Origin of the sequence: Nonlabens sp. (assembly GCF_039941875.1) — a bacterium.
Taxonomy (GTDB): Bacteria; Bacteroidota; Bacteroidia; order Flavobacteriales; family Flavobacteriaceae; genus Nonlabens.
In genome coordinates this window covers 1-21369 of sequence record NZ_JBDVDQ010000023.1, presented here as the reverse complement: position 1 = coordinate 21369, position 21369 = coordinate 1, and the positions used below count along the sequence as shown (strand labels likewise).

At 35.9% G+C, this 21369-nt stretch carries 16 protein-coding genes; 7 read left to right on the top strand and 9 right to left on the bottom strand.

All coding sequences use genetic code 11. The features are described from left to right. Window positions 1-104 precede the first annotated feature (104 nt). Entirely contained in the window at window positions 105-1145 is a 1041-nt protein-coding gene (locus ABJF08_RS13480) for an FAD-dependent oxidoreductase (protein ID WP_348116779.1), read from the top strand. Between the two features lie 135 nt (window positions 1146-1280). Here the strand turns inward: ABJF08_RS13480 and ABJF08_RS13475 are convergent, their stop codons facing one another. Further along, window positions 1281-1823, bottom strand: coding sequence for a CopD family protein (locus tag ABJF08_RS13475; RefSeq protein WP_348116778.1), 543 nt, complete (start codon window positions 1821-1823; stop codon window positions 1281-1283). Window positions 1824-1995: 172 nt separating this feature from the next. On the opposite strand from ABJF08_RS13475, the gene ABJF08_RS13470 reads away from it, so the two are divergent. Both ABJF08_RS13470 and ABJF08_RS13465 read left to right on the top strand, forming a co-directional pair. After that, on the top strand, window positions 1996-2250 hold the full coding sequence (locus ABJF08_RS13470) for a uroporphyrinogen decarboxylase (protein WP_348116777.1): 255 nt from the start codon (window positions 1996-1998) through the stop codon (window positions 2248-2250). Between the two features lie 6 nt (window positions 2251-2256). Further along, entirely contained in the window at window positions 2257-3015 is a 759-nt protein-coding gene (locus tag ABJF08_RS13465; RefSeq protein WP_348116776.1) for a patatin-like phospholipase family protein, read from the top strand. A 64-nt stretch (window positions 3016-3079) separates the two neighbouring features. Here the strand turns inward: ABJF08_RS13465 and ABJF08_RS13460 are convergent, their stop codons facing one another. The 6 genes from ABJF08_RS13460 to ABJF08_RS13435 form a co-directional block, all read right to left on the bottom strand. Beyond that, window positions 3080-3706, bottom strand: a complete 627-nt coding sequence (locus ABJF08_RS13460) for a carbonic anhydrase family protein (protein ID WP_348116775.1) — start codon at window positions 3704-3706, stop codon at window positions 3080-3082. 4 nt (window positions 3707-3710) lie between these two features. Then, window positions 3711-5339, bottom strand: coding sequence for a SulP family inorganic anion transporter (locus tag ABJF08_RS13455; RefSeq protein ID WP_348116774.1), 1629 nt, complete (start codon window positions 5337-5339; stop codon window positions 3711-3713). 106 nt (window positions 5340-5445) lie between these two features. Next, window positions 5446-5775: a hypothetical protein gene (locus tag ABJF08_RS13450; RefSeq protein ID WP_348116773.1), complete on the bottom strand. Its 330-nt coding sequence runs from the start codon at window positions 5773-5775 to the stop codon at window positions 5446-5448. Window positions 5776-5931: 156 nt separating this feature from the next. Continuing rightward, window positions 5932-6453: an OmpH family outer membrane protein gene (locus tag ABJF08_RS13445; RefSeq protein ID WP_348116772.1), complete on the bottom strand. Its 522-nt coding sequence runs from the start codon at window positions 6451-6453 to the stop codon at window positions 5932-5934. A gap of 198 nt (window positions 6454-6651) precedes the next feature. Next, window positions 6652-9267 (bottom strand): T9SS type B sorting domain-containing protein, encoded by a 2616-nt coding sequence (locus ABJF08_RS13440; protein ID WP_348116771.1) that lies wholly within the window; start codon window positions 9265-9267, stop codon window positions 6652-6654. Between the two features lie 147 nt (window positions 9268-9414). Next, window positions 9415-10764 carry a DEAD/DEAH box helicase gene (locus ABJF08_RS13435; RefSeq protein WP_348116770.1) on the bottom strand — a complete coding sequence of 450 codons (1350 nt, stop codon included), beginning with the start codon at window positions 10762-10764 and terminating at the stop codon, window positions 9415-9417. Between the two features lie 184 nt (window positions 10765-10948). Here ABJF08_RS13435 and rlmF point away from each other — a divergent pair, with 184 nt between their 5' ends. The 4 genes from rlmF to ABJF08_RS13415 all read left to right on the top strand — a co-directional run bounded on the left by rlmF (window position 10949) and on the right by ABJF08_RS13415 (window position 14721). Beyond that, window positions 10949-11782, top strand: a complete 834-nt coding sequence (gene rlmF, locus ABJF08_RS13430) for a 23S rRNA (adenine(1618)-N(6))-methyltransferase RlmF (RefSeq protein ID WP_348116769.1) — start codon at window positions 10949-10951, stop codon at window positions 11780-11782. 36 nt (window positions 11783-11818) lie between these two features. Continuing rightward, window positions 11819-13159, top strand: coding sequence for an AAA family ATPase (locus ABJF08_RS13425; RefSeq protein ID WP_348116768.1), 1341 nt, complete (start codon window positions 11819-11821; stop codon window positions 13157-13159). Beyond that, complete coding sequence (locus ABJF08_RS13420) at window positions 13159-14412, top strand: tetratricopeptide repeat protein (RefSeq protein ID WP_348116767.1); 1254 nt, start codon at window positions 13159-13161, stop codon at window positions 14410-14412. The genes ABJF08_RS13425 and ABJF08_RS13420 overlap by 1 nt, the downstream gene beginning before the upstream one ends. A 144-nt stretch (window positions 14413-14556) precedes the next feature. After that, window positions 14557-14721 carry a Lacal_2735 family protein gene (locus ABJF08_RS13415; protein WP_348116766.1) on the top strand — a complete coding sequence of 55 codons (165 nt, stop codon included), beginning with the start codon at window positions 14557-14559 and terminating at the stop codon, window positions 14719-14721. Between the two features lie 108 nt (window positions 14722-14829). Here the strand turns inward: ABJF08_RS13415 and ABJF08_RS13410 are convergent, their stop codons facing one another. After that, window positions 14830-15726, bottom strand: a complete 897-nt coding sequence (locus ABJF08_RS13410; RefSeq protein ID WP_348116764.1) for an outer membrane beta-barrel protein — start codon at window positions 15724-15726, stop codon at window positions 14830-14832. Between the two features lie 11 nt (window positions 15727-15737). Further along, window positions 15738-21369, bottom strand: a 5632-nt coding sequence (locus tag ABJF08_RS13405) for an HYR domain-containing protein (RefSeq protein ID WP_348116763.1), incomplete at its 5' end; no start/stop codon positions are given.

Here is a 21369-nt window from a genome sequence, read left to right as displayed (position 1 = left end):
TACGAACCCTTTACTAGGTAACAACTATTACGTAAATATAATTGCTATGTATAATCCACTGGCAATACCATAGCTCACGATAGTATTTAATGAATAACTGATTCATGAAACATTACAAGTATATTATTATAGGTGCCGGACTATCTGGTCTTACCACAGCTTTTCAATTAAAAAGATTAGGCGAGAATGATGTTCTTATTCTAGAATCTCGTGAACGTATAGGCGGTAGAATTCTTACAGAAAATGGCATAGATCTAGGAGCCACTTGGTTTCAAAGTTATCATACTCATGTACAAGATATTCTTCAACTTTTAAAAATACCAGCTTTTGATCAGTATGTAGATGGTAACAGTATACTGGTTTATAACGCCATGGTACCAGCGCATTATTTTAAAAGTGATCCTAATGCTCCTGCTTCTCAACGCATAGTAGGTGGTAGTACTTCTATAATAGACGCTCTGTCCAACTCCATTAAAGATCAAATTAAGACCAATACCACAGTTCATAAAGTTATAGAAAAAGACAGCCTTCTAGAGGTGCATACGGCAAATGAAAATTTTACAGCTAACAAAGTCGTAGTAACTATACCGCCGCGCATTGTGTCTCAAATAGATTTTAAACCGCAATTACCTGAAAGCTTACAGACCGCTATGAACGCGACGCATACCTGGATGAGCCATGCTATAAAAGCTGGAATAACTTTTAAAAAGCCTTTCTGGAAAGAACGAGATTTATCTGGTATGCTCATAGGACAGATAGGCCCCATGACAGAACTTTATGATCATTGCGATCCATCTACTGGAATTTATTCTTTAATGGGTTTTGTTAATGAAGGATTAAGAGAACTCCAGCCGGCAGATAGAAAAGATATTATTCTAAAACACATAGCGACTTACTTAGGTCCAGAAGCATATGATTATCTAGAATACGTAGAAAAGGACTGGTCTATGGATTTCCACACATCTTCTAGAACTCTTAAAAACGATGGATTAAACCCAGGTTATGGCAACCCTATTTATCAAAAAGAATACTTCAATGGTAAACTGATATTTTCTGGTACAGAAACCTCTCCCATAAATGGCGGCTACATGGATGGCGCTATTTATTCTGGAGTAAATGCCGCAAATAAAGCTTTTGCTTCTTAAAAAATAACTAGAAAACGCATTCCTACCTCAGATCATTTTATTGTATAAATGCTAGAACACATTTAGGTATTACTTAAATATTATAGAGATAGATGGCTTTTTCTCGCTTTCGCGAAAGCGGAATCACATCAAACTCTAACTATTATTCTTCTCTCTTATTCTTTTATATAATTTAAAAAGAAGCATTAAAATAACTGCAAAAACAAGAAGGCCAACTAGTCCATACACCCAATTGACAGCGCTTTTTAAGATCACTAAAAAGACGACTGCAAACAGTATTAATGTCGCACCTTCGTTATAAATACGCATACCATTTGAGGTCCACTTTACTACATCATTTTGTAACTCTTTCTGTATAAAATGAGATTTAATTTGATAAATAACGAGCAATACCACAAAACCTAATTTTACTTGCATCCACGATTGTTCTAAATAACTAGGCCTTAAAATGAGCAAGTAAATAGCAAAACTAATAGCTAGAATAGCGCTGGGCCAAGTGATGATAAACCACAACCTGCTGGTCATAATTTTTAATTGTTTAAGCAAGATGCTTTTTTCAGGTTCTGGTTTTGCATGAGCTTCTATCTGATAAACAAATAATCGCGGTATGTAGAACAAGCCAGCAAACCAAGTGATGACAAAAATGAGGTGCAATGACTTTATATATTCGTATTCCATAAACTGGGTTTGATACAGCAAATTTAGGTATTAAAGAATACATTTTAAGTTAGTTTATGGCTTATTGCATGTATGTGTAATCCTTTATTTGATACTATGAACAACCGTAAAATGAAGATGAATATTAAGATGTGACTTATAAACGGTTATATTGCGGCTGCAAAATTAAAATATGGAATTCGGTACAGAAACATTAGATTTAGTAGGATATGCAGCGAGTGCAGTTGTATTAATATCCTTTTTTATGAAAAACATCAATACATTGCGTATTGTGAATTCATTAGGTTGTGCGATATTTATACTTTATGGTTTCTTATTTGATACCGTTAACATTCCTATCATTATTACTAATTTAGGAATTTTACTGGTAAATGGATATTATTTATTTATTAAGAAGAACGACGAAATAAAAGAAGTAAAAGAATAAAATTAAATGAAAATAGGTATTGCACTTTCTGGAGGTGGTGTTAGAGGTATTGCTCATGCCGGTGTTATAAAGGCACTGCAAGAGAAGAATATTACTGTCCATCAAATAACTGGTACAAGTGCTGGTGCGCTTGTGGGTGCTCTATACGCTATGGGAACAGATGTGGACGATATATTTAATTTCTTTCAGAAATCTAATCTTTTTCATCCTAGAAAATTTGCTTTCAGACAGGCAGGTTTTATAAATTCTTCTGTATTTATGGAGAATTTATCGCATTACATTCCAGAGAACAATTTTGAATGCCTAAAAACACCATTATCTGTTACTGCTACAGACTTGAACACAGGTAAACTTAAGGTATTTAAAAAAGGAGAAATTTATAACGCTATTCTAGCCAGCGCTGCTTTTCCTGGTATTTTCACTCCTATAGAAATAGATGGTAATATCTATGTAGATGGCGGCGTAATCAATAACTTTCCCATTGATTTATTAGACGATTGTGACCTTAAAATAGGGAGTTATGTAAATAAGGTAGACCTAAAGAGTCGTAAATTAAAGCATTCTTATGATGTGGCTAGTAGAGCTTATGCGATTAATCAATACCATCAGGATAAAATAAAATTCACACAATGCGATCTTCTTATAGAACCAGATAAACTATATAACTATGGGTTATTTAATTTTAAAGCGTTGCGAGAAATATTTGATATAGGTTATGAAACTGCATCTCTAGAACTAGAAAAAACAGATATATTTAATTTATAAAAAAAGTGCCTTTTACTATTGCAAAAGGCACTTTTTAATAAGTTAGAATTAGGCTATAGTTTTATTAATAAAAATCTACAGCACCAGTAGCAACATTATACATTGCTCCTACTATTTTTATATCACCATTATCTTCCATTTCTTTAAGAACTGGACTTTCTTTACGTATTCTAGCAATCGTTAATTCCACATTCTTTGCAGAGACAGCATCCACAAATTCTAGATTCTTTGAATTACGTTTATCTTCTTCTTTAGGCTCTTCTACAGCATCTACTGCTGGTTCTATCTTCTGTATTAATTTAGTAAGATTACCTAGTCTAGCATGATCACAGGCTCCTTTAATGGCACCACAACTTGTGTGTCCTAAAACAACTATCAATTTAGTACCTGCTAGTTTAGAAGCAAATTCCATACTTCCTAGAATATCTTCATTTACAAAGTTACCTGCGATACGTACACTAAAAATATCACCTAGACCTTGATCAAAAATAAGCTCTGCAGATACTCTAGAATCTATACAGCTCAATATAGTAGCAAAAGGAAACTGTCCCTCACTAGTATCATTAACCTGTTGTAACAGGTTGCGATTTGCTTTTAAGTTATTTTGAAATCTCTCATTACCTTCAGATAAAAACTGAACCGCCTTTTCAGGTGTCATTGTAGATTGAGACTCTTTAGTATGTGCTTTCATTCTTCTACCTTTTAAATTTTAATTTGTCTTGCTTAGGTCTTAATTTAAAAAACTCTAAGAAGCTTTCAGGATTCTCAATAATACCTCTTTCAGATATCAATTTGATATTAATTTTACGATTTTTTGCTTTTTCTCTAAAATCATCGAGTATCTCTATAACATCATGGTCTAGATAACTTGTTTTTCTAACGTCTAATTCTAGAAAAGTATTTTCTGGCAAGTTATCTAATTCTTTTAAAATTGTTGCTTTATTAAAGAAAGTCACCTCTTCTGCAAGGACCATTTTCACTTCATTTCTACCATCTTCATGGCTTTGTGTCGCATGAAGAAAATGAGAGTTTTGAAAACTCTGATAAAGTGTAACTATAATTCCTATAGCAAGCCCTACTCCTACTCCTAACAAGAAATTAAAATACAACAACACAACCGTTACAATAAATGGTATAAACTGTCTCCAACCTGCTTTCCACATTTGTTTAAATGTCGACGGCTTTGCTAGTTTATAACCTACTACTAAAAGTATGGCTGCAAGAACTGACAAAGGTATTTTATTCATTAAAGTAGGAATCAAAATTACTGATGCCAGTAACAAGAATCCATGTAAAATAGCACTCATCTTTGTTCTACCACCAGACTGAATGTTTGCACTACTTCTTACAATAACTTGTGTGATAGGTAAACCACCTACGAGACCAGAAAGTATATTACCGGTTCCTTGTGCTATTAATTCTCTATTAGTAGGTGTCACTCTCTTACGCGGATCTAATTTATCAGTCGCCTCTACACATAACAAGGTTTCTAAAGATGCTACAAGGGCAATAGTAAAACCAACTAAAATAACATCACCTCTTAAAGCCTGAGAAAAATCTGGAAACCTAAACTGCCCTACAAAAGAATCAAAATCTTCTGGTACGGGAACTTTTACTAAATGATCTGTAGAAATACTCCAATATCCTGCATCCATTGTAAGAACATAATATATAATTCCCAAAACCACGGCAACTAAAGGTCCCTGAATAATTTCAAAGATCTTTGACTTACCATTCAAGACATTATTCCAAAGTAATAGTATCCCTAGACCTATAAAACCTACAAGCGTAGCTCCTGGACTTATAAACTCTCCTATCCTTAAAATCTCAGTAATAGTATTCTCTCCATCTTCTTGGAAGAAATCCCAAGCTCCTTCATAATTTTCATCTAGCCCAAAAAAATGAGGAATCTGTTTAGATATAATAATCACACCTATACCAACTAACATCCCTTTAATAACTGATGATGGAAAGTAATAACCAATAATTCCTGCTTTTAATAAACCTAGAACGATTTGTATCACTCCACTCATCACCACGGCGACTAATAAAATTTCAAAACCTCCATTATCTAGACCACCAAAGTCCTTAATCGCAAGGGCTACTATAGAAGCAAGTCCAGCAGCCGGACCACTGACACCTATATTAGAGCCACTTATAGAGCCTACAACAATACCACCTATAATACCAGCTATGAGTCCAGCAAATGGTGGTGCTCCACTTGCTAGTGCTATACCAAGACATAAAGGTAAAGCAACAAAAAACACCACGACACTAGCCGGGATATCGTTTTTAAAATTCTTAAACGGATTTGAATAATGCATAAAATATGTGTTGTCCCTCATAAATAAAGGAACTTTAAAAAATTGATTCAACTGTAAAACCAATTTGTTGAAAAATATAAAATTTGAGATATTATCTCTACGGATGTTATGCTAGCATCCCTTTAGGCGGCGGTATAAGAATTTCTTGAGAATGACTTTCCCAAACTAAATCGATTAAATAATTTAAAACGATTTTATTCAGAATCTCGTCATTTGAAGCTAAAAAATAGAAATCATTAAAAGTTGACTCGTCCTCTAGTTCTTTTTTTGAATTCTCTTCTACATCAAAGTCACTGTCTACATCTGTATCGATAACGGAAATATTATTATCAAGTTTTACAAATACCTCAATCACTGGCTGACTTAAAACCAAAGCGCATATAATTATCATGCACGTATGCATGAAAAAATTAAATCGTTTTGTAGGTATTGACATAAGTTATGTAAAAGGAACTATTGTATAAACAAATATAATATGGTTCTTCATCTATTTTAAACAATGTTAAGGAATTTAACATAATCTACCTTAAGAAAATTCCAAAAAAAAAGTCACTCCCATAAGGAGTGACTTTTAAATAATAACATTTAAGTCTTAGTTAGACGGCATAGGAATACCTAATTCTCTAGCTACATCCTGACTTATGTTAGTATCTTCAGTTGCATAAGCTATAGAATTAATATCTACTACTACTTTATAACCTCTCGCAAGAGCTACTTTTTTAATCGCCTCATTCAACTTGATGGTAAGCGGAGTGATTAATTTGTTTTGTTTCTCACCTAGTCTTTGCTCTGCGATTCTTTTACTATTCACTAACTCGCTCTCAATAGCAGCTGCTTGTGTCTTGTAAACTTCTACTTCTTTATTAAAAGCAGCTTCGTCAGTTGCCGTTTTAGATAACTCTTGTACTTTTTGTTGCAACTCTGCCATTCTAGTTCTGGCATTGTTCTCTGCTTTTGCATCATCTGCTTTAATAGACTCTGCATATTTAGTGATTTCTTGTTGTGCTGTTTGAAATTCTGGCATAGATTGAAGAAGAGCTTCAGATGCTACATATCCAGTTTGTGCCATTGCTGTTCCAGCAGCTAAAAATAATACTAAAAGTAATTTTTTCATTTTCTTTAAATTAAGGTGTGCAATATAGTTAAGTCCTCTTACACTTTTGGACATATTCTACCATCACTTTTCAACTATTAGACCACTTTTAGGTCGTTTAGTGTTAATTAGTGTTATGGTTGTTGAAATTCCGCTTTCGCGAAAGCGAACTTATTAAAATAATCATTTCTAATACGGGCGATAAATTGATCCACCGTCTTAACGTTTTACTGCAAAGAATCCCTTTTCTAAAACTGTAACTCCATCATAGGTATATTCAAAACTATACCAATAACTAGAAGATGGCAATGGGTTATTATTATAGGTAGCGTCCCAGCCTGGACCATCGATAGAGAGTTGTTTAAGTAATTTACCGTACCTATCAAAAATATAGATATCACTGAATTGAACGGACGGTTCAAAAACCTCTATTTGCCAGTAATCGTGATACCCATCATTATTAGGTGTCATGTAATCTGGCACATGAAACAACTCTATCTCTGGCTCTGGAATAATTACATCTTCTGTTATCACCAGGTTAAAACTAATCTCATCACTACAGCCTGACGCATTTACATCATAGGCATAAATAGTAACTGGATAACTAGCAAACTCTATTCTATCTATTACATCTCCAATAGCATAAGCTGTTCCTAAACCGTCTGGTTGTGTAAAGAACATCTCATTACCGCTCAAGTTCATACCTGTGATATTAGGAAATGTAAATGTGGTGGTACTATTTTGATTATTTATCACATCAATAACTGGCACATCGATTACATTAATTGTAATAGTTGATGTTGCTGTATTATTAGTAGTTAACCCACTATCTGTCACCGTACATTCATATACAGTATTTACTAGTGGTGTTACCGTTAGTGTATTGCTTATAGATAATACGGCCGTTGTGCCTTGCTCCACCCATTGATAAGAATAAGCTCCTTGCGCCATAGCAGGATTAGGTGTGGCAGTTAAATTTGTTATTTCTCCGGCACAAAAATCATTTGCGGTAGCACTGATAGAAACCGTTAACGGTAACGGTGTATCAAAGTTGAGTACAAAACTCTCTTCGTCCTCACATGAACCGTTAGTGTCATAGATGTAAAGGGTTACCGGTAGCGATGCGAAATCTGTTGCATTCACTATATCACCTGCATCATATGCAGTTCCCATACCATTGGGTTGTGTATAATAACGTTCTCCAGCGGTTAATCCAGTTCCATTAATAGTTGGAAAAGTAAAAGTAGAAGTCGCTGTTTGATCAGCTATAGCTGTAATATCTACTGGTGTCAAGACATTAAAATCTGTCATATCAAATCCCATATCTACACCATTTTCTACACCAGAGTCATTTACCATTACCGCTACCGTAGTATCTACTGTTGCCGTAAAAACTATAGTATCGGTGTTAGGATAAACCGTGTTTTGAGAATCTGTCCAATTATAGGTGTAAGTTCCGTATGCTGTTGCTGGTGTAGGTGTGACTGTTAGAGTCACTGTTTCACCTGCACAAATATCTTGTATACCGCCTGGAGTTATTACTAGTTGCACATCTACAAATTCTAGATCAAACTGTCCTGTTATTTCACAACCGTTAGTCTCATCTCCATAAATATATAAAGTGACAGGATTAGTTATAAAATCTAGTTCGGTAACTACATCACCTACGTTATATAGTGTCCCTGTTCCATTAGGACCTGTATAATAAGCACTGTTAGCAGGCACGTTAGTACCGGCAATTCCAGGTAGTGTATAAGTTGAGTTTGCATAAATAGCACCTAGTGGCACCCATGTAGGCATAGGATCTACAATTATAGTAATCGCGTCTACTGCAAAGTTATCTGGTGGTGCAATACCGCTGTCTGTTATAGTACATTCATAAACAGTAGTTGTATTAATCATTATAGGTAATGTACTGTTAGTTCCTATAACGGCAGTACTACCCTGCTCTCTCCACTCATAAGAATAGGTTCCTAATGCCACAGCAGGATCTGCATTTGCGCTTAAAGTTGTAGTTGCCTGACTGCAGTATGAGGTAGGGTCAGGACTCATGCGTGTGGTATCGATAATCTCTACATTAATAGGGCAAAGTATGTCTGACGTTACCTCTGCAGCACCAAATATATCTGAAGGTGCAAAATTAGTACAGTTATTAGTGGTATTACCGTTAGTTACGTCTACAAATTTAGTGGTACGTCCACCTGTTGCAACTAGCTCTATGGTAGGTGTAGCAGAGCATGGATTTGCTGTTATAATAGTTACAACACCAAAAACATTTCCAAAACCACTACTTGCCATACTACCTATTAAGAAAGATGCACTTGGGTTTGCTACGTTAATTTGTACCAGTTCACTATTAGTCGCACTTAAATAAAGATCTCCATTAAAATAAGTTAAATCTCCTGCGCTATTGAAACCTGTTGCTCCTAAATTAGTAGCAGTAAGTGAGGCTACATTAATTCTAAAAAGCTCACCTTGACCATTTTTATTCACACCTAGTAAAACACCATTTTGCTCTTTTACCAGTGAATCTACTCTAAAACTACCACTATATCCTATAATATTAAGACTACCTAGTAAGTTAAAGTTTCCAGTATTAAGATCTATTAAGTACAACTCTGTATTACGTATTCCATAAAGAGTAGTAGCTGTATCACCTTGTGCTATGTCAAACATGGACTGACTGTTTGTAGCAACTACTGTAGAACTACAAGAGCTTAGATCTGCAAGAACCACATCTCCATTACTTAAACACAAATATGCCGTGTTTACCGCTTGTGCATTTACAAACGTTGCACTAAGAATTATGAAACAAAAAAATAATAGCTTCTTCAAATTAATTTAATTTTTCGCGAAAATAAGATTTTCAGACGCTTACATAAGTAGATACCTACATTAAGAAATTGTTACCAGACTTCTAGTACCACTTTGAAAATGTAAATTGGTATCAATAAATAAAGAATAAAATGGACTCTAACTAGACTACTTTTTACGACGTCTGTTAGCTCCTTTATCACCACGAGTTTTAGGTTTCTTATACTTTGCTGCTATGATGCGACGGTAACTACCACCTTCATTGGTTTTAGAATTCTTTTCGCTTTTTTCATGAAAAGCTGCTCCACGTTGTTCTTCTATTACTTTATGAGGATTAAAAATCTCACGTACTACAGGTTTCTCTTCTGGTGTTTTTTGTTTTGAAATCTCTACTTCTTCTGGAAATTCTAATTCTGGAATTTTATAACTCATTAATTCCTCTATGTTCTCCTTATCTTCTCTTTCTTTTTCAGTGTAGAATAAGATAGACCTACCCTTTTCTTCAGCACGACCGGTTCTACCTATACGGTGCATGTAGTTTTCAGGAAACGCAGGTACGTTTAAGTTGATAACATGCGATATTTTATCTAAATCTAGTCCACGTGCCATAACATCTGTAGAAACTAGAATACGGCTCTCACCACTATCAAAAAGTTCAATAGAACGCAATCTATAATTTTGTGTCTTGTTAGAATGTATTACAGATATCTCTCCACCGTAATGTGGACTAAGTACTTCTTGTAGTCTATCGGCACTTTTCTTATTACCCACAAAGACCAGTACTTTGTGAAATTTCTCTCTATCACTCACTAAATGCATGAGTAAATTTGCTTTAGTGTAAAAATTCTCTACAGCATAAGCAGTCTGCTCAATATTCTCTAAACGTGTACCAGAAACAGCAATAGAAATCTTCTCAGGATTATAGAAGTATTCTTTTATAAAACCTTCTATCTGATCTGTCATCGTTGCAGAGAACATAATATTCTGACGTCTATTAGGTAAGTGATCAAAGATATTAGTAAGCTGAAATCTAAAACCTAAATCTAGCATTACGTCTACCTCATCAATAACTACTTTTTTACAGTTCTTTAAATTTACCGTTTGACTTATAATAAGATCATACAGTCTACCAGGCGTAGCGACTAGTATATCTACACCGTCAGCATATGCCTTTTTCTGTGTATTTATATTTGTCCCTCCATAAATCCCTAACACGCGTAAATTAAGATACTTCGAATATTGATTTATATTTTCAGTTACCTGTACTACCAGCTCTCGCGTAGGTACAAGAACTAATACTCTAGGGTCATTAACTTGAGCATATTTAAGTTCATGAAGCAATGGCAACATGTAACCTAGCGTTTTCCCAGTACCTGTTTGCGCAATACCTATCATGTCACGTCCAGAAAGAATAACTGGAAAAGCCTCTTCTTGAATAGGCGTCATAGTCTCAAAACCTAATTCTTCTAATCCATTAATTAATGGTGTTTTAAGATTCAGATCTGCAAAGGATTTCATACTAGTAATTTTTTGCAAAGGTAGTTTATTCGGTTGAAGAGAGCAGTATGAGAACTGCAGTTACATTTATAGCACATTCAGTAACTAAAGCATTAAGTCCTACCTTAATTAAAAGAGCTCTGAACAACCATAACTTTGAAGTTCTTAATAGCTATTAATATCTTACTTAAAGTATCTTTGCATCATGCATTTAAGAAACATACATAGATACGGTTACGACTTTAAAAAACTAACTGAATCACACCCAGAATTAGAACAACATATAATTGAAAGTCCTACGGGAGCGGCTACTATTGATTTTAGTGACTCACAATCTATACTGGAATTCAATACCGCTTTATTAAAACATCATTATAAAATAAAATACTGGAAACTTCCAGAACAATCATTATACCCACCTATTCCTGGTCGTGCAGACTATATACACCACATTTCTGATCTTCTTGAAAAAGGGGATAGAACTGGTCTAGATATAGGTTGCGGTGCTAGTGCTATTTACCCAATTTTAGGTAATGCTATTTACGATTGGAAAATGGTAGGCTGTGATGTAGATGACGACAGTGTAGGATTTGCAAAAAAGAATACCTCAAAAAATGATGCCATAGAAATACGTCATCAAATTGATAAAGGAAACATTTTTAAAGGTGTTATTCTAGAAGGAGAAAACTATGATTTTACGATGTGTAATCCTCCTTTTTACACTAGTGAAGAAGAAGCTATAAAAGCAAATATCACTAAGCAAAGAAAATTAGGTACTAGAGAAGAAATACGCAACTTTGGCGGTCACTCGCACGAGCTTTGGTGCAACGGTGGTGAAGCACTTTTTATAAAGCGCATGATTAAAGAATCTGTAGCTTTTAAAAATCAGGTAGGATGGTTTACGTGTTTGCTTTCGCGAAAGCAAAACCTCATCAAACCTCTTAAACAACTTAAAAAGCTCAAGGCAGACGTAAGAGTTGTAGAAATGACTACTGGAAACAAAGAATCTCGCTTTGTTGCATGGAGATTCAAAAACTAAGAACTCTCCTATTTGAAAATCTATTGAAGAAAATAAATGGACGATAAGACTATTCAGAATTTAAGAGAAGCACTAGAATTCTCTCCAGATAATATCCCATTAAGATTACACCTGGCCGAATCCCTGCGACTAGCTAACATGCTAGAAGAAGCTGAGGAAGAATATGAAATTATTTTACAGTACAAGGCAGAGCCCAAAGCTAGAATAGGTCTCGCTCTTATTTCTTATAAACAGAAAAATTATTCTAAGGCTATAGTTATTTTAGAAAGCCTGATTCAAGAAGGTAATAAAGATCTAGATACTCATTTATTCTACACGCGAGCATTAGTTAGATCTAATGACACCCATCAGGCAATAGATGCTTATCAGGATTTATTGAAATTTCATCCCGATTTTAGTGATGACGAGTTAGATAAACAACTAAGAAGACCATCTACTAGTGAAGGTGATTATGAAGACGGTGATGAATATGATGACGAGTATGACGATGGATTTAATGAAGCAAGTGTCTTTATAGAAAAACCAGAAATCAGTTTTAAGGATGTAGGTGGTATGGATAATGTGAAGCGCGAGATAGATTTAAAGATCGTGCAGCCTTTACTACATCCAGAAATTTACAAAGCTTATGGTAAAAAAATAGGTGGTGGTATTTTACTTTACGGTCCTCCAGGATGTGGTAAAACTTATATCGCAAAGGCTACTGCTGGCCAGATTAACGCAAAGTTTATATCCTTAAGCCTCAATGACATTCTCGATATGTGGATAGGTAATTCTGAAAAGAACCTACACCGCATTTTTGAAGTTGCTAGAAACAATACGCCCTGCGTTTTATTTATTGATGAAATAGATGCTCTAGGTGCTAGTCGTAGTGACATGAAACAAAGCGCAGGTAAAAATTTGATCAATCAGTTTTTACAAGAATTGGATGGTATTTCTAATGATAATGAAGGTCTACTTATTTTAGGAGCGACTAACATGCCGTGGCATCTAGATACTGCTTTCCGACGTCCAGGAAGATTTGATCGCATATTATTTGTGCCGCCACCAGATGCTCCAGCACGTGAAGCCATTTTTGACCTAAAATTAGAAGAGAAACCTACTAAAGATATAGATACTAAAGCACTCGCAAAGAAATCTCCAGAATATTCTGGTGCAGACATAGAAGCTGTGATCGATATCGCAATAGAGAACAAACTAGAAGACGCTATTAAATTAGGAGCGCCACAACCGCTGGTCACAAAAGATCTTTTAAAATCTCTTAAACAACATAAACCTAGTACTAAGGAATGGTTTACCACTGCAAAGAACTTTGCTGTATACGCAAATGAATCTGGGCTGTATGATGATATACTGACTTATTTGAAGATTAAAAAGTAATGATAGAAGCCTTATACGAAAGAGCCTATTTACTTTTCCAGCAAAGACGCTATCCACAGGCAGAGCAATTGCTTAACCAGGCATTAACACAAGATCCCAATAGCATCGCGTGTCTGCATTTACTGGCCGAGGTGAACCTAGCTCAAGACGATCCTAAAAAGGCTAATCATTTTATAGATATAGCTATAGGATTATCGCCATCTACCGACTTATTATACGCTACTAAGGCTAGAATAATGCTAGATGTAGAACGTTATGATGAGGCCGAGGAACTACTTAAAGAAGCGATAAGTTTAAATCCTCATGAGCCACAAAACTATGGGATGCTGGCTCATATATCGCTTTCGCGAAAGCGGTATAAAGAAGCAGAACAACTGGCTGAAAAATCTTTATCTCTAGATCCAGCAAACTTGCTCGCTTTAAATGTAAAGAGTACGGCACAATTAAAACAGAATAAAAAAGCAGAGTCTGAAGAAACTTTAAAAGGTGCGCTGGGAGAAAATCCAGAAGATTCTTATACCCATACAAATTACGGCTGGAACAAGCTAGAAACGGGACAACACAAAGAAGCGCTAGAGCATTTTAAAGAAGCTCTACGTTATGACCCAAATAATTCTTATGCCCAATCGGGAATGATGCAGGCCTTACAGGCTAAGTATTTTGTGTATCGATGGTTTTTGAGATACCAATTCTGGATAGGGAATATGGCTGCAAAATATCAATGGTATTTTATCATAGGTTTTTATGCAGGGACTAGATTATTAAGGTATGTTGCAGACTCAGTGCCAGCGCTGGAGCCTTTTCTATCTCCTATCGTAATTCTACTAGCATTAGTTGCTTTAAGTACATGGATTATAGGGCCGATTTCAAAATTACTTTTCAGCTTTAATAAATATGCAAAGTTCTTATTGAGCAAGAAAGAAAAGCAAGCCGTAATATTTACTGGCATATGTGTATTCACCTCACTTAGTGGTGTGGCTGCTTATTTTGCACTAGAAGATGGTAGGTTTTTAATGGTTGCCATAGCAGGACTTATATTAATGATTCCATGGAGCATGTTTTATATGGAGACTAAACCTAAATATATGATGCCGCTCGCTGCTGGTATTATGACTATTATCGCTTCTATTGCTTTATTTATAAGTTTTACAACTGGTAATGTGGACAACCCTTTTGTCATAGGTTTTCTAATTAGTTTCTTTGCTTTCCAGTGGTTTGTAAATGCTGTTAGTATTAAAAGAAGTAATATATAGACCTCACCTAAAATTAAGAAAGAGCAGTAAGTATATCTACACCTGATATTCTCACTGCTCTTTTTTTTATTGCAAAAAATGCAATAGAAAAACTTAAAAAGAAAGGTATAAGAATCATCACGACTACTTTTAAAACTACACACCATGTTCGGATTATTTAAAAAGAAAACAGAAATAGAAAAACTGCAGTCTCAGTATGAGAAACTCATGAAAGATTACCACACACTTTCCACAACAGATCGTACAGCGAGTGATAAAGCATATGCAGAAGCTGATGAGGTTCTTAAAAAAATGGACGCGCTACAGTAGTGCTGAGTACAAAACCTATACCCTATTTTCAAATCCTTCCTAGATATAAAAAAGTCTCTTCAAAAATTAATTTGAAGAGGCTTTTTAACGTTAGTAGATTTTTAAAATCTAGATACCAAATTCATATTTGACACGCAACCCTATCATATTAAGAGTCACTTTATCAAATAATGGTGTGTTACCTATAGTAGAATTTAAACTACTGTTATTGATAAAATCGGTAGGTGTGTTCTGGTTGTATTCTATCAGATTAGAGTTATTGTTCTCCAACAAATCGTTTAGTCCATACTCTGCAAATAAACCTATATAAACCCAATTATTAGAACCAAATTTTTCCTTCACTCCTATTTCTAGAAAAGCATTAAAACTGTTCTTAATATCTAGATCGTTTTCAGAAAATTCTATTTCATCAAAAATTCCAAAACCAGCAAATGCTGGCGCAGTAAGTACTGCGTTAAATCTTTCAAAGTAACCACTAGTAGTCAGTGAATTTGCTCTTCCTTCTACCTTAGGACTAAGAAAGATATTTACACTGGCACCAGCTTTAGAATAAAACCTAGTCTGACTTCCTTTAGACTCATACTGTATACCTACAGGTATAGATAGCATGGTACTTTTTTGAATTTCAGAATAATTCTCAAGCCTATATCTAAATTCAAAGTTTTCACCTTCAAAGTCTGTTGCAGCGGCCTGGTCACTATAATTGGAACTATTATTACTAGTTTCTATATAGCTTATTCCTATACCAGAATGCAAGCTCCAGCTTTCATTAAGTCCGTAGGATATACCTAGATTAAAACCTGCTCCAGGATCTGTAGAGGTATTTAACCTACTCTCATCTGCTCTAAGTTCTGAAAAGGACATTTGCCCTCCTACAGATGCTTTCCAGTCCGATTGCGCATAAGAACTATACATTCCTAATAATGCAATAGATAGTAATGGTAATTTTAAGAACCTTCTTTTCAACTGGCTCATAGGTACTATGGGATTTTGTTTGTTATACATAATAAGTCAGATTAGTTTTTAATGAAGTTTACAGATTCTGTTCTTTGTGATGTAATAAGAACTAGTCTATATAACCCCACAGGAAGACTCTCTGAAAGTCTAATTTGAGATTCTAAACCTTGAACACTAACCGCCTTAATAAACTGCCCGTGAGCAGAATATATTTGGTACATCGCATGGTCTAACTCTGCTGCAGGATAATCTGCTCTTACTTGTAATAAACGACCTTGTATCACAGGGTTTTCTATAACGGTAAGAGAGAATGTATTTCCTAAACTCACGCTAGAAACACAAGTCTGTAAAACCTCACCAGCATCTGTAGTCATTCTTACAGAATAAGTTGCTGTAGGATCTAAAAGATCAGAAGCGTTATCACCTTCAGAAAAGAACTGTTCTGTACTTACCAGTGTACCATTCTTAAACCATTCATAAGAAACGAAGTTATAACCACCATTGTTATCAAAATTATTATTAACTACAAGAGTGTTGTTATACTTCTGCTCCACAATCTCATTAAATTCAAACCTTCTTTCTACCGTAATGATATAAGATCTAGTATTGCGACCGTTATCTGCAGTAACCGTTACTTCTTGTGTGTAAATTCCTGGTCGTGGTGTTGCAATATCAAAGGTTGCACCTGGAGTAAATGTTGCTCCATCAGAATTTGATAAATTCACCTCAACAGAGTCTGTACCACTACCACAGTCTATAAGGTAATAGATCTCACTAGCTGGATTATTAGTTACCGTACCATCTATAGTAACGGCATCTAAATCTGCATTATCACTTAGATAAACTTCTAGAGTTTGTTCTACCACACTTGCAGGTAAGTAATTTGCATTACCAGCCTGACTTGCAGATATAAGAATCTCACCTTCGGCAAGTAAGTTTACAAATCCAGTGTTGCTTACCGTTGCAGCAGCTGTTGCACCTGTAAAACTGAAATTGTAATCTACCGGAAGTCCTGATGTACTGCTAGCTGTAAGCTGGAAGTCTGGATCTACATTTAATCTTCTACGTATTAGAGAATCAAAAGTAATGGTCTGTGGCGCTCTATCAATAACCATAGTAGCTGTAAGAACTACAGGATTACAACTAGAGGTAGCAGATGTAACTGTTGCAGTTACTGTATAAGTACCAGCGTCTACCTGATCATTATTAGTATAAACTACCGTAGCTGTCGCTGGTATATTTTCCACTAATATAGATTGAACACTACCGTCATAAGTAAAACTAGCATCGTTAAAAGTTGCTCCTAAAACATCGCTAGGTGTAATATTTACAACAAATGAAGTCTCGTCAGTACAAGCACCGCTTGCATCTTCTGCATAAACAAATATAGTTTGTGTTGCATCTATCACTGTACCGGCATTGATTACTGTACCGTTTCCACCAGGGAACGTGTAATAATCTCCGACACTTAATACTGGCAACACATATTCATCACAAATGGTAACATCTGCAATAGGGCTTATAACTGGCGACTCATTAATAGTTAACAAGAAACTAGTCTCGGCGCTACAACCTGTTGCTGCATCTACATCATAAGCATATAGTGTCACCGGATATACTGCAAAGTCTAGATAATTTAATACATCCGCTTCCGCGAAAGCGACACCATTACCACCACTTTGAGTATAATACATCTGAGAACCAGTTAAGAAATCTCCAGATATGTTAGGTAAGGTATATGTATCACAAACCGTAACATCAGAAATAGCATCCATAGCTCTAAGCTCTACCACCACAAGTTGATCTTGAGAACTTATGTTTCCATTGCCATCATCATAACTCCAGTTTACTAAAGTAGAAGACGTTAAAGGGAATATCACAGTGTTAGTAGCCGTAATAGTTCCTGTACAATTATCTGTAGAAGTAGGTGCTGTTAATGCAGTCACTTCACAGTTAAAATTAAGTGTAGGAAGAGCAGCAACATCTGCAACTGGCGCTGTAACGTCATCTATAATCACATTTTGTGTTTGCGTAGATGTGTTACCATTACCGTCGTTATAAGTCCAAGTTACTACTGTTGTAGTTCCTTCTCCTGTGATTGGGAATAGCGCATCGTTAGTAACAGATACTGTTGCGTTTGCACAGTTGTCAGTTGCCGTTGGTGCAACTAGACTTGTTACTTGACATTCTGCAATTACATCTGTAAGTAAAACAACATCTGCAACTGGTGCAGTAACGTCGTCTATAATTACATTTTGTGTTTGAGTAGATGTGTTACCGTTACCGTCATCATAAGTCCAAGTTACCACTGTTGTAGTTCCTTCTCCTGTGATTGGGAATATCGCATCGTTAGAAACAGTTACTGTTGCGTTTGCACAGTTGTCAGTTGCTGTTGGTGCAACTAGACTAGTTACTTCACATTCTGCAATTACATCGTTAAGTGTAGCAACATCTGCAACTGGCGCTGTAACGTCATCTATAATTACATTTTGTGTTTGTGTAGTTGTGTTACCATTACCATCATCATAAGTCCAAGTTACTACTGTCGTAGTTCCTTCTCCTGTGATTGGGAATATCGCATCGTTAGTAACAGATACTATTGCGTTTGCACAGTTATCTGTTGCCGTTGGTGCAACTAGGCTAATTACTTCACATTCTGCAATTACATCTGTAAGTAAAACAACATCTGCTACTGGTGCAGTAACGTCATCTATAATCACATTTTGTGTTTGCGTAGATGTGTTACCATTTCCATCATCATAAGTCCAAGTTACTACTGTCGTAGTTCCTTCTCCTGTGATTGGGAATATCGCATCGTTAGTAACAGATACTGTTGCGTTTGCACAGTTATCTGTAGCTGTTGGTGCAACTAGACTTGTTACGTCACATTCTGCAATTACATCTGTAAGTAAAACAACATCTGCAACTGGTGCAGTAACGTCATCTATAATTACATTTTGCGTTTGTGTAGATGTGTTACCATTTCCATCATCATAAGTCCAAGTTACTACTGTTGTAGTTCCTTCTCCTGTGATTGGGAATATCGCATCGTTAGTTACCGTTACTGTTGCGTTTGCACAGTTGTCTGTAGCTGTTGGTGCAACGAGGCTAGTTACTTCACATTCTGCAATTACATCGGTAAGTGTAGCAACATCTGCTACTGGTGCAGTAACGTCGTCTATAATTACATTTTGTATTTGTGTAGATGTGTTACCATTACCGTCGTCATAAGTCCAAGTTACTACTGTTGTAGTTCCTTCTCCTGTGATTGGGAATATCGCATCGCTAGTAACAGATACTGTTGCGTTTGCACAGTTGTCAGTTGCTGTTGGTGCAACTAGGCTAGTTACTTCACATTCTGCAACAACATCGGTAAGTGTAGCAACATCTGCTACTGGTGTAGTAACGTCGTCTATGATTACATTTTGTATTTGTGTAGATGTGTTACCATTTCCGTCATCATAAGTCCAAGTTACTACTGTCGCAGTTCCTTCTCCTGTGATTGGGAATATAGCATCGTTAGTTACCGTTACAACAGCACTACAATCATCTGTCGCAGTAGGCGCTACTAAAGTAGTCACTTCACATTCTGCAACAACATCTGCAAGAACCGTTACGTCTGGTGTAGGCGCTACATTATCTTCAATAGTAAAACTTACCATAGTCGATTGCGGGCAATCACCGTTAGTTGTATAAGTAACTAAATAAGTACCCCTAATAGAAGTATCTAAATCTACACTTCCTGTTGCAGCATCTATAACTAATCCAGCTGTAGATGTAAAAGTCCCTCCAGCAAGTCCTGTTATAGCAGGTGTAGGATCTATAGCACTAGGACAATATGTAGTAGCGTTATAATTAAATGAAGCATCATCTAACGGTAAGATAGTTACTGTAAAAGTCTCTTGATCTGTACAGTTTCCTGATACATCTTCTGCATAAACGAATAAAGTTTGCGTCGCATCGATCACCGTACCTGCATTTAACAAACTACCGTTACCACCTGGGAAAGAATAATAAGAACCTACACTTAATACAGGTAATACATACTCATCACAAGCCGTCACGTCCATAATCGGATTTATAACTGGTGTTTCTGTAATAGTCAACTGGAAACTAGTTTGTGCACTACAACCTGACATATCTGTATCATAAGCATATAGGGTCACCGGATAACTTGCAAAATCAGAGAAATTTATAGTGTCCGCTTCCGCGAAAGCGATACCATTACCATCACTTTGCGTATAATATGATTGAGAACCAGTTAAATAGTCACCGGTTATAGTAGCTAGGGTAAATGAATCACAAACTGTAACGTTTGCAATAGCATCTATAGCTCTTTGCTCAATAATTACTAATTGATCTTGAGAGCTCACGTTACCGTTACCATCATCAAACTGCCAAGAAACTACCGTAGATGATGTAATCGGGAAAGTAGCTGTACCAGTTACTATTCCTACACAATTATCTGTTGCTGTAGGTGCAGTTAAACTAGCTACCTCACAATTAAAAACTAAATCAGGTAGAGAAGCAGCATCTGCCACAGGTAACGTTACGTCATCTAAAATCACATTTTGGGTTTGTGTAGATGTGTTTCCATTACCGTCATCATAAGTCCAAGTTATTACCGTTGTACCTTGAACTGTAATAGGCAAAGTCACGTTATTAGTCACTGTTACCATATCTGCACAATTATCTGTTGCAGTAGGTGCAACTAGACTTGTTACTTCACATTCTGCAATTATATCCATTAGGGTTGTTGCATCTGCTACTGGAGCAGTCACGTCATCTATAATTACATTTTGTGTTTGTGTAGAGGTATTACCATTACCGTCATCAAAAGTCCAAGTTACTACTGTTGTAGTTCCTTCTCCTGAGATAGGTAATGTAGCGTCGTTAGTTACCGTTACTGTACGCGCACAGTTATCTGTTGCTGTTGGAGCAGTTAAACTTGTTACTTTACACTCTGCTGTTATGTCCATTAAAACTGTTGCACCTGCTACTGGAGCAGTTACATCATCAATGATCACGTTTTGTGTTTGTGTAGATGTATTACCGTTACCATCATCGTAAGTCCAAGTTACTACTGTTGTAGTTCCTTCTCCTGAGATAGGTAATGTAGCATCGTTAGTTACCGTTACTGTTGCTGCACAATCGTCAGTTGCTGTTGGTGCAATTAGACTTGTTACCTCACACTCTGCGGTTACATCGGTTAACGTTGCAACATCTGCCACTGGAGCAGTAGTATCTGCTACTATAACTACATCAAAACTACAAGAAGCAGTATTACCTGAACGGTCTGTTATAGTAAAAGAATTAGTAGTAGTACCTACTGGAAACGTACTACCAGAAGCTAAACCTGCTGTCTGATTTATAGAGAACGATTCTACCTCTATCAGATATCTAACAAGAGTTTGTGCTTGTATATCATTCCATAGTCCATTAGTTGTAAAACCTGTATAATCCTCTTCATTAGCATTATTAGGTTCAAAGGTATTCCAATTTGTATACGTAGAAGTTGAACCGTCTTGCCAAACAAAAGTACCTTCTGAGTTTACATCATTGAAACCAAATAATATCTCACCTCCTAAACTACTTACTTGATTGTATAAAAAGTCATTTTCTTCCAGATTATTTATAGTAACTAAATTATATCCATTTGTTGCTGCAGCTGCAAAAGCATCTACAGAAGAA

What these genes read in the sequence shown, in the direction of transcription:
- ABJF08_RS13480 (WP_348116779.1), top strand. Translation starts at nt 105, where the DNA reads ATGAAACATTACAAGTATATTATTATAGGTGCCGGACTATCTGGTCTT.
- ABJF08_RS13475 (WP_348116778.1), bottom strand. Translation starts at nt 1,823, where the DNA reads ATGGAATACGAATATATAAAGTCATTGCACCTCATTTTTGTCATCACT.
- ABJF08_RS13470 (WP_348116777.1), top strand. Translation starts at nt 1,996, where the DNA reads ATGGAATTCGGTACAGAAACATTAGATTTAGTAGGATATGCAGCGAGT.
- ABJF08_RS13465 (WP_348116776.1), top strand. Translation starts at nt 2,257, where the DNA reads ATGAAAATAGGTATTGCACTTTCTGGAGGTGGTGTTAGAGGTATTGCT.
- ABJF08_RS13460 (WP_348116775.1), bottom strand. Translation starts at nt 3,706, where the DNA reads ATGAAAGCACATACTAAAGAGTCTCAATCTACAATGACACCTGAAAAG.
- ABJF08_RS13455 (WP_348116774.1), bottom strand. Translation starts at nt 5,339, where the DNA reads ATGCATTATTCAAATCCGTTTAAGAATTTTAAAAACGATATCCCGGCT.
- ABJF08_RS13450 (WP_348116773.1), bottom strand. Translation starts at nt 5,775, where the DNA reads ATGTCAATACCTACAAAACGATTTAATTTTTTCATGCATACGTGCATG.
- ABJF08_RS13445 (WP_348116772.1), bottom strand. Translation starts at nt 6,453, where the DNA reads ATGAAAAAATTACTTTTAGTATTATTTTTAGCTGCTGGAACAGCAATG.
- ABJF08_RS13435 (WP_348116770.1), bottom strand. Translation starts at nt 10,764, where the DNA reads ATGAAATCCTTTGCAGATCTGAATCTTAAAACACCATTAATTAATGGA.
- rlmF (WP_348116769.1), top strand. Translation starts at nt 10,949, where the DNA reads ATGCATTTAAGAAACATACATAGATACGGTTACGACTTTAAAAAACTA.
- ABJF08_RS13425 (WP_348116768.1), top strand. Translation starts at nt 11,819, where the DNA reads ATGGACGATAAGACTATTCAGAATTTAAGAGAAGCACTAGAATTCTCT.
- ABJF08_RS13420 (WP_348116767.1), top strand. Translation starts at nt 13,159, where the DNA reads ATGATAGAAGCCTTATACGAAAGAGCCTATTTACTTTTCCAGCAAAGA.
- ABJF08_RS13415 (WP_348116766.1), top strand. Translation starts at nt 14,557, where the DNA reads ATGTTCGGATTATTTAAAAAGAAAACAGAAATAGAAAAACTGCAGTCT.
- ABJF08_RS13410 (WP_348116764.1), bottom strand. Translation starts at nt 15,726, where the DNA reads ATGTATAACAAACAAAATCCCATAGTACCTATGAGCCAGTTGAAAAGA.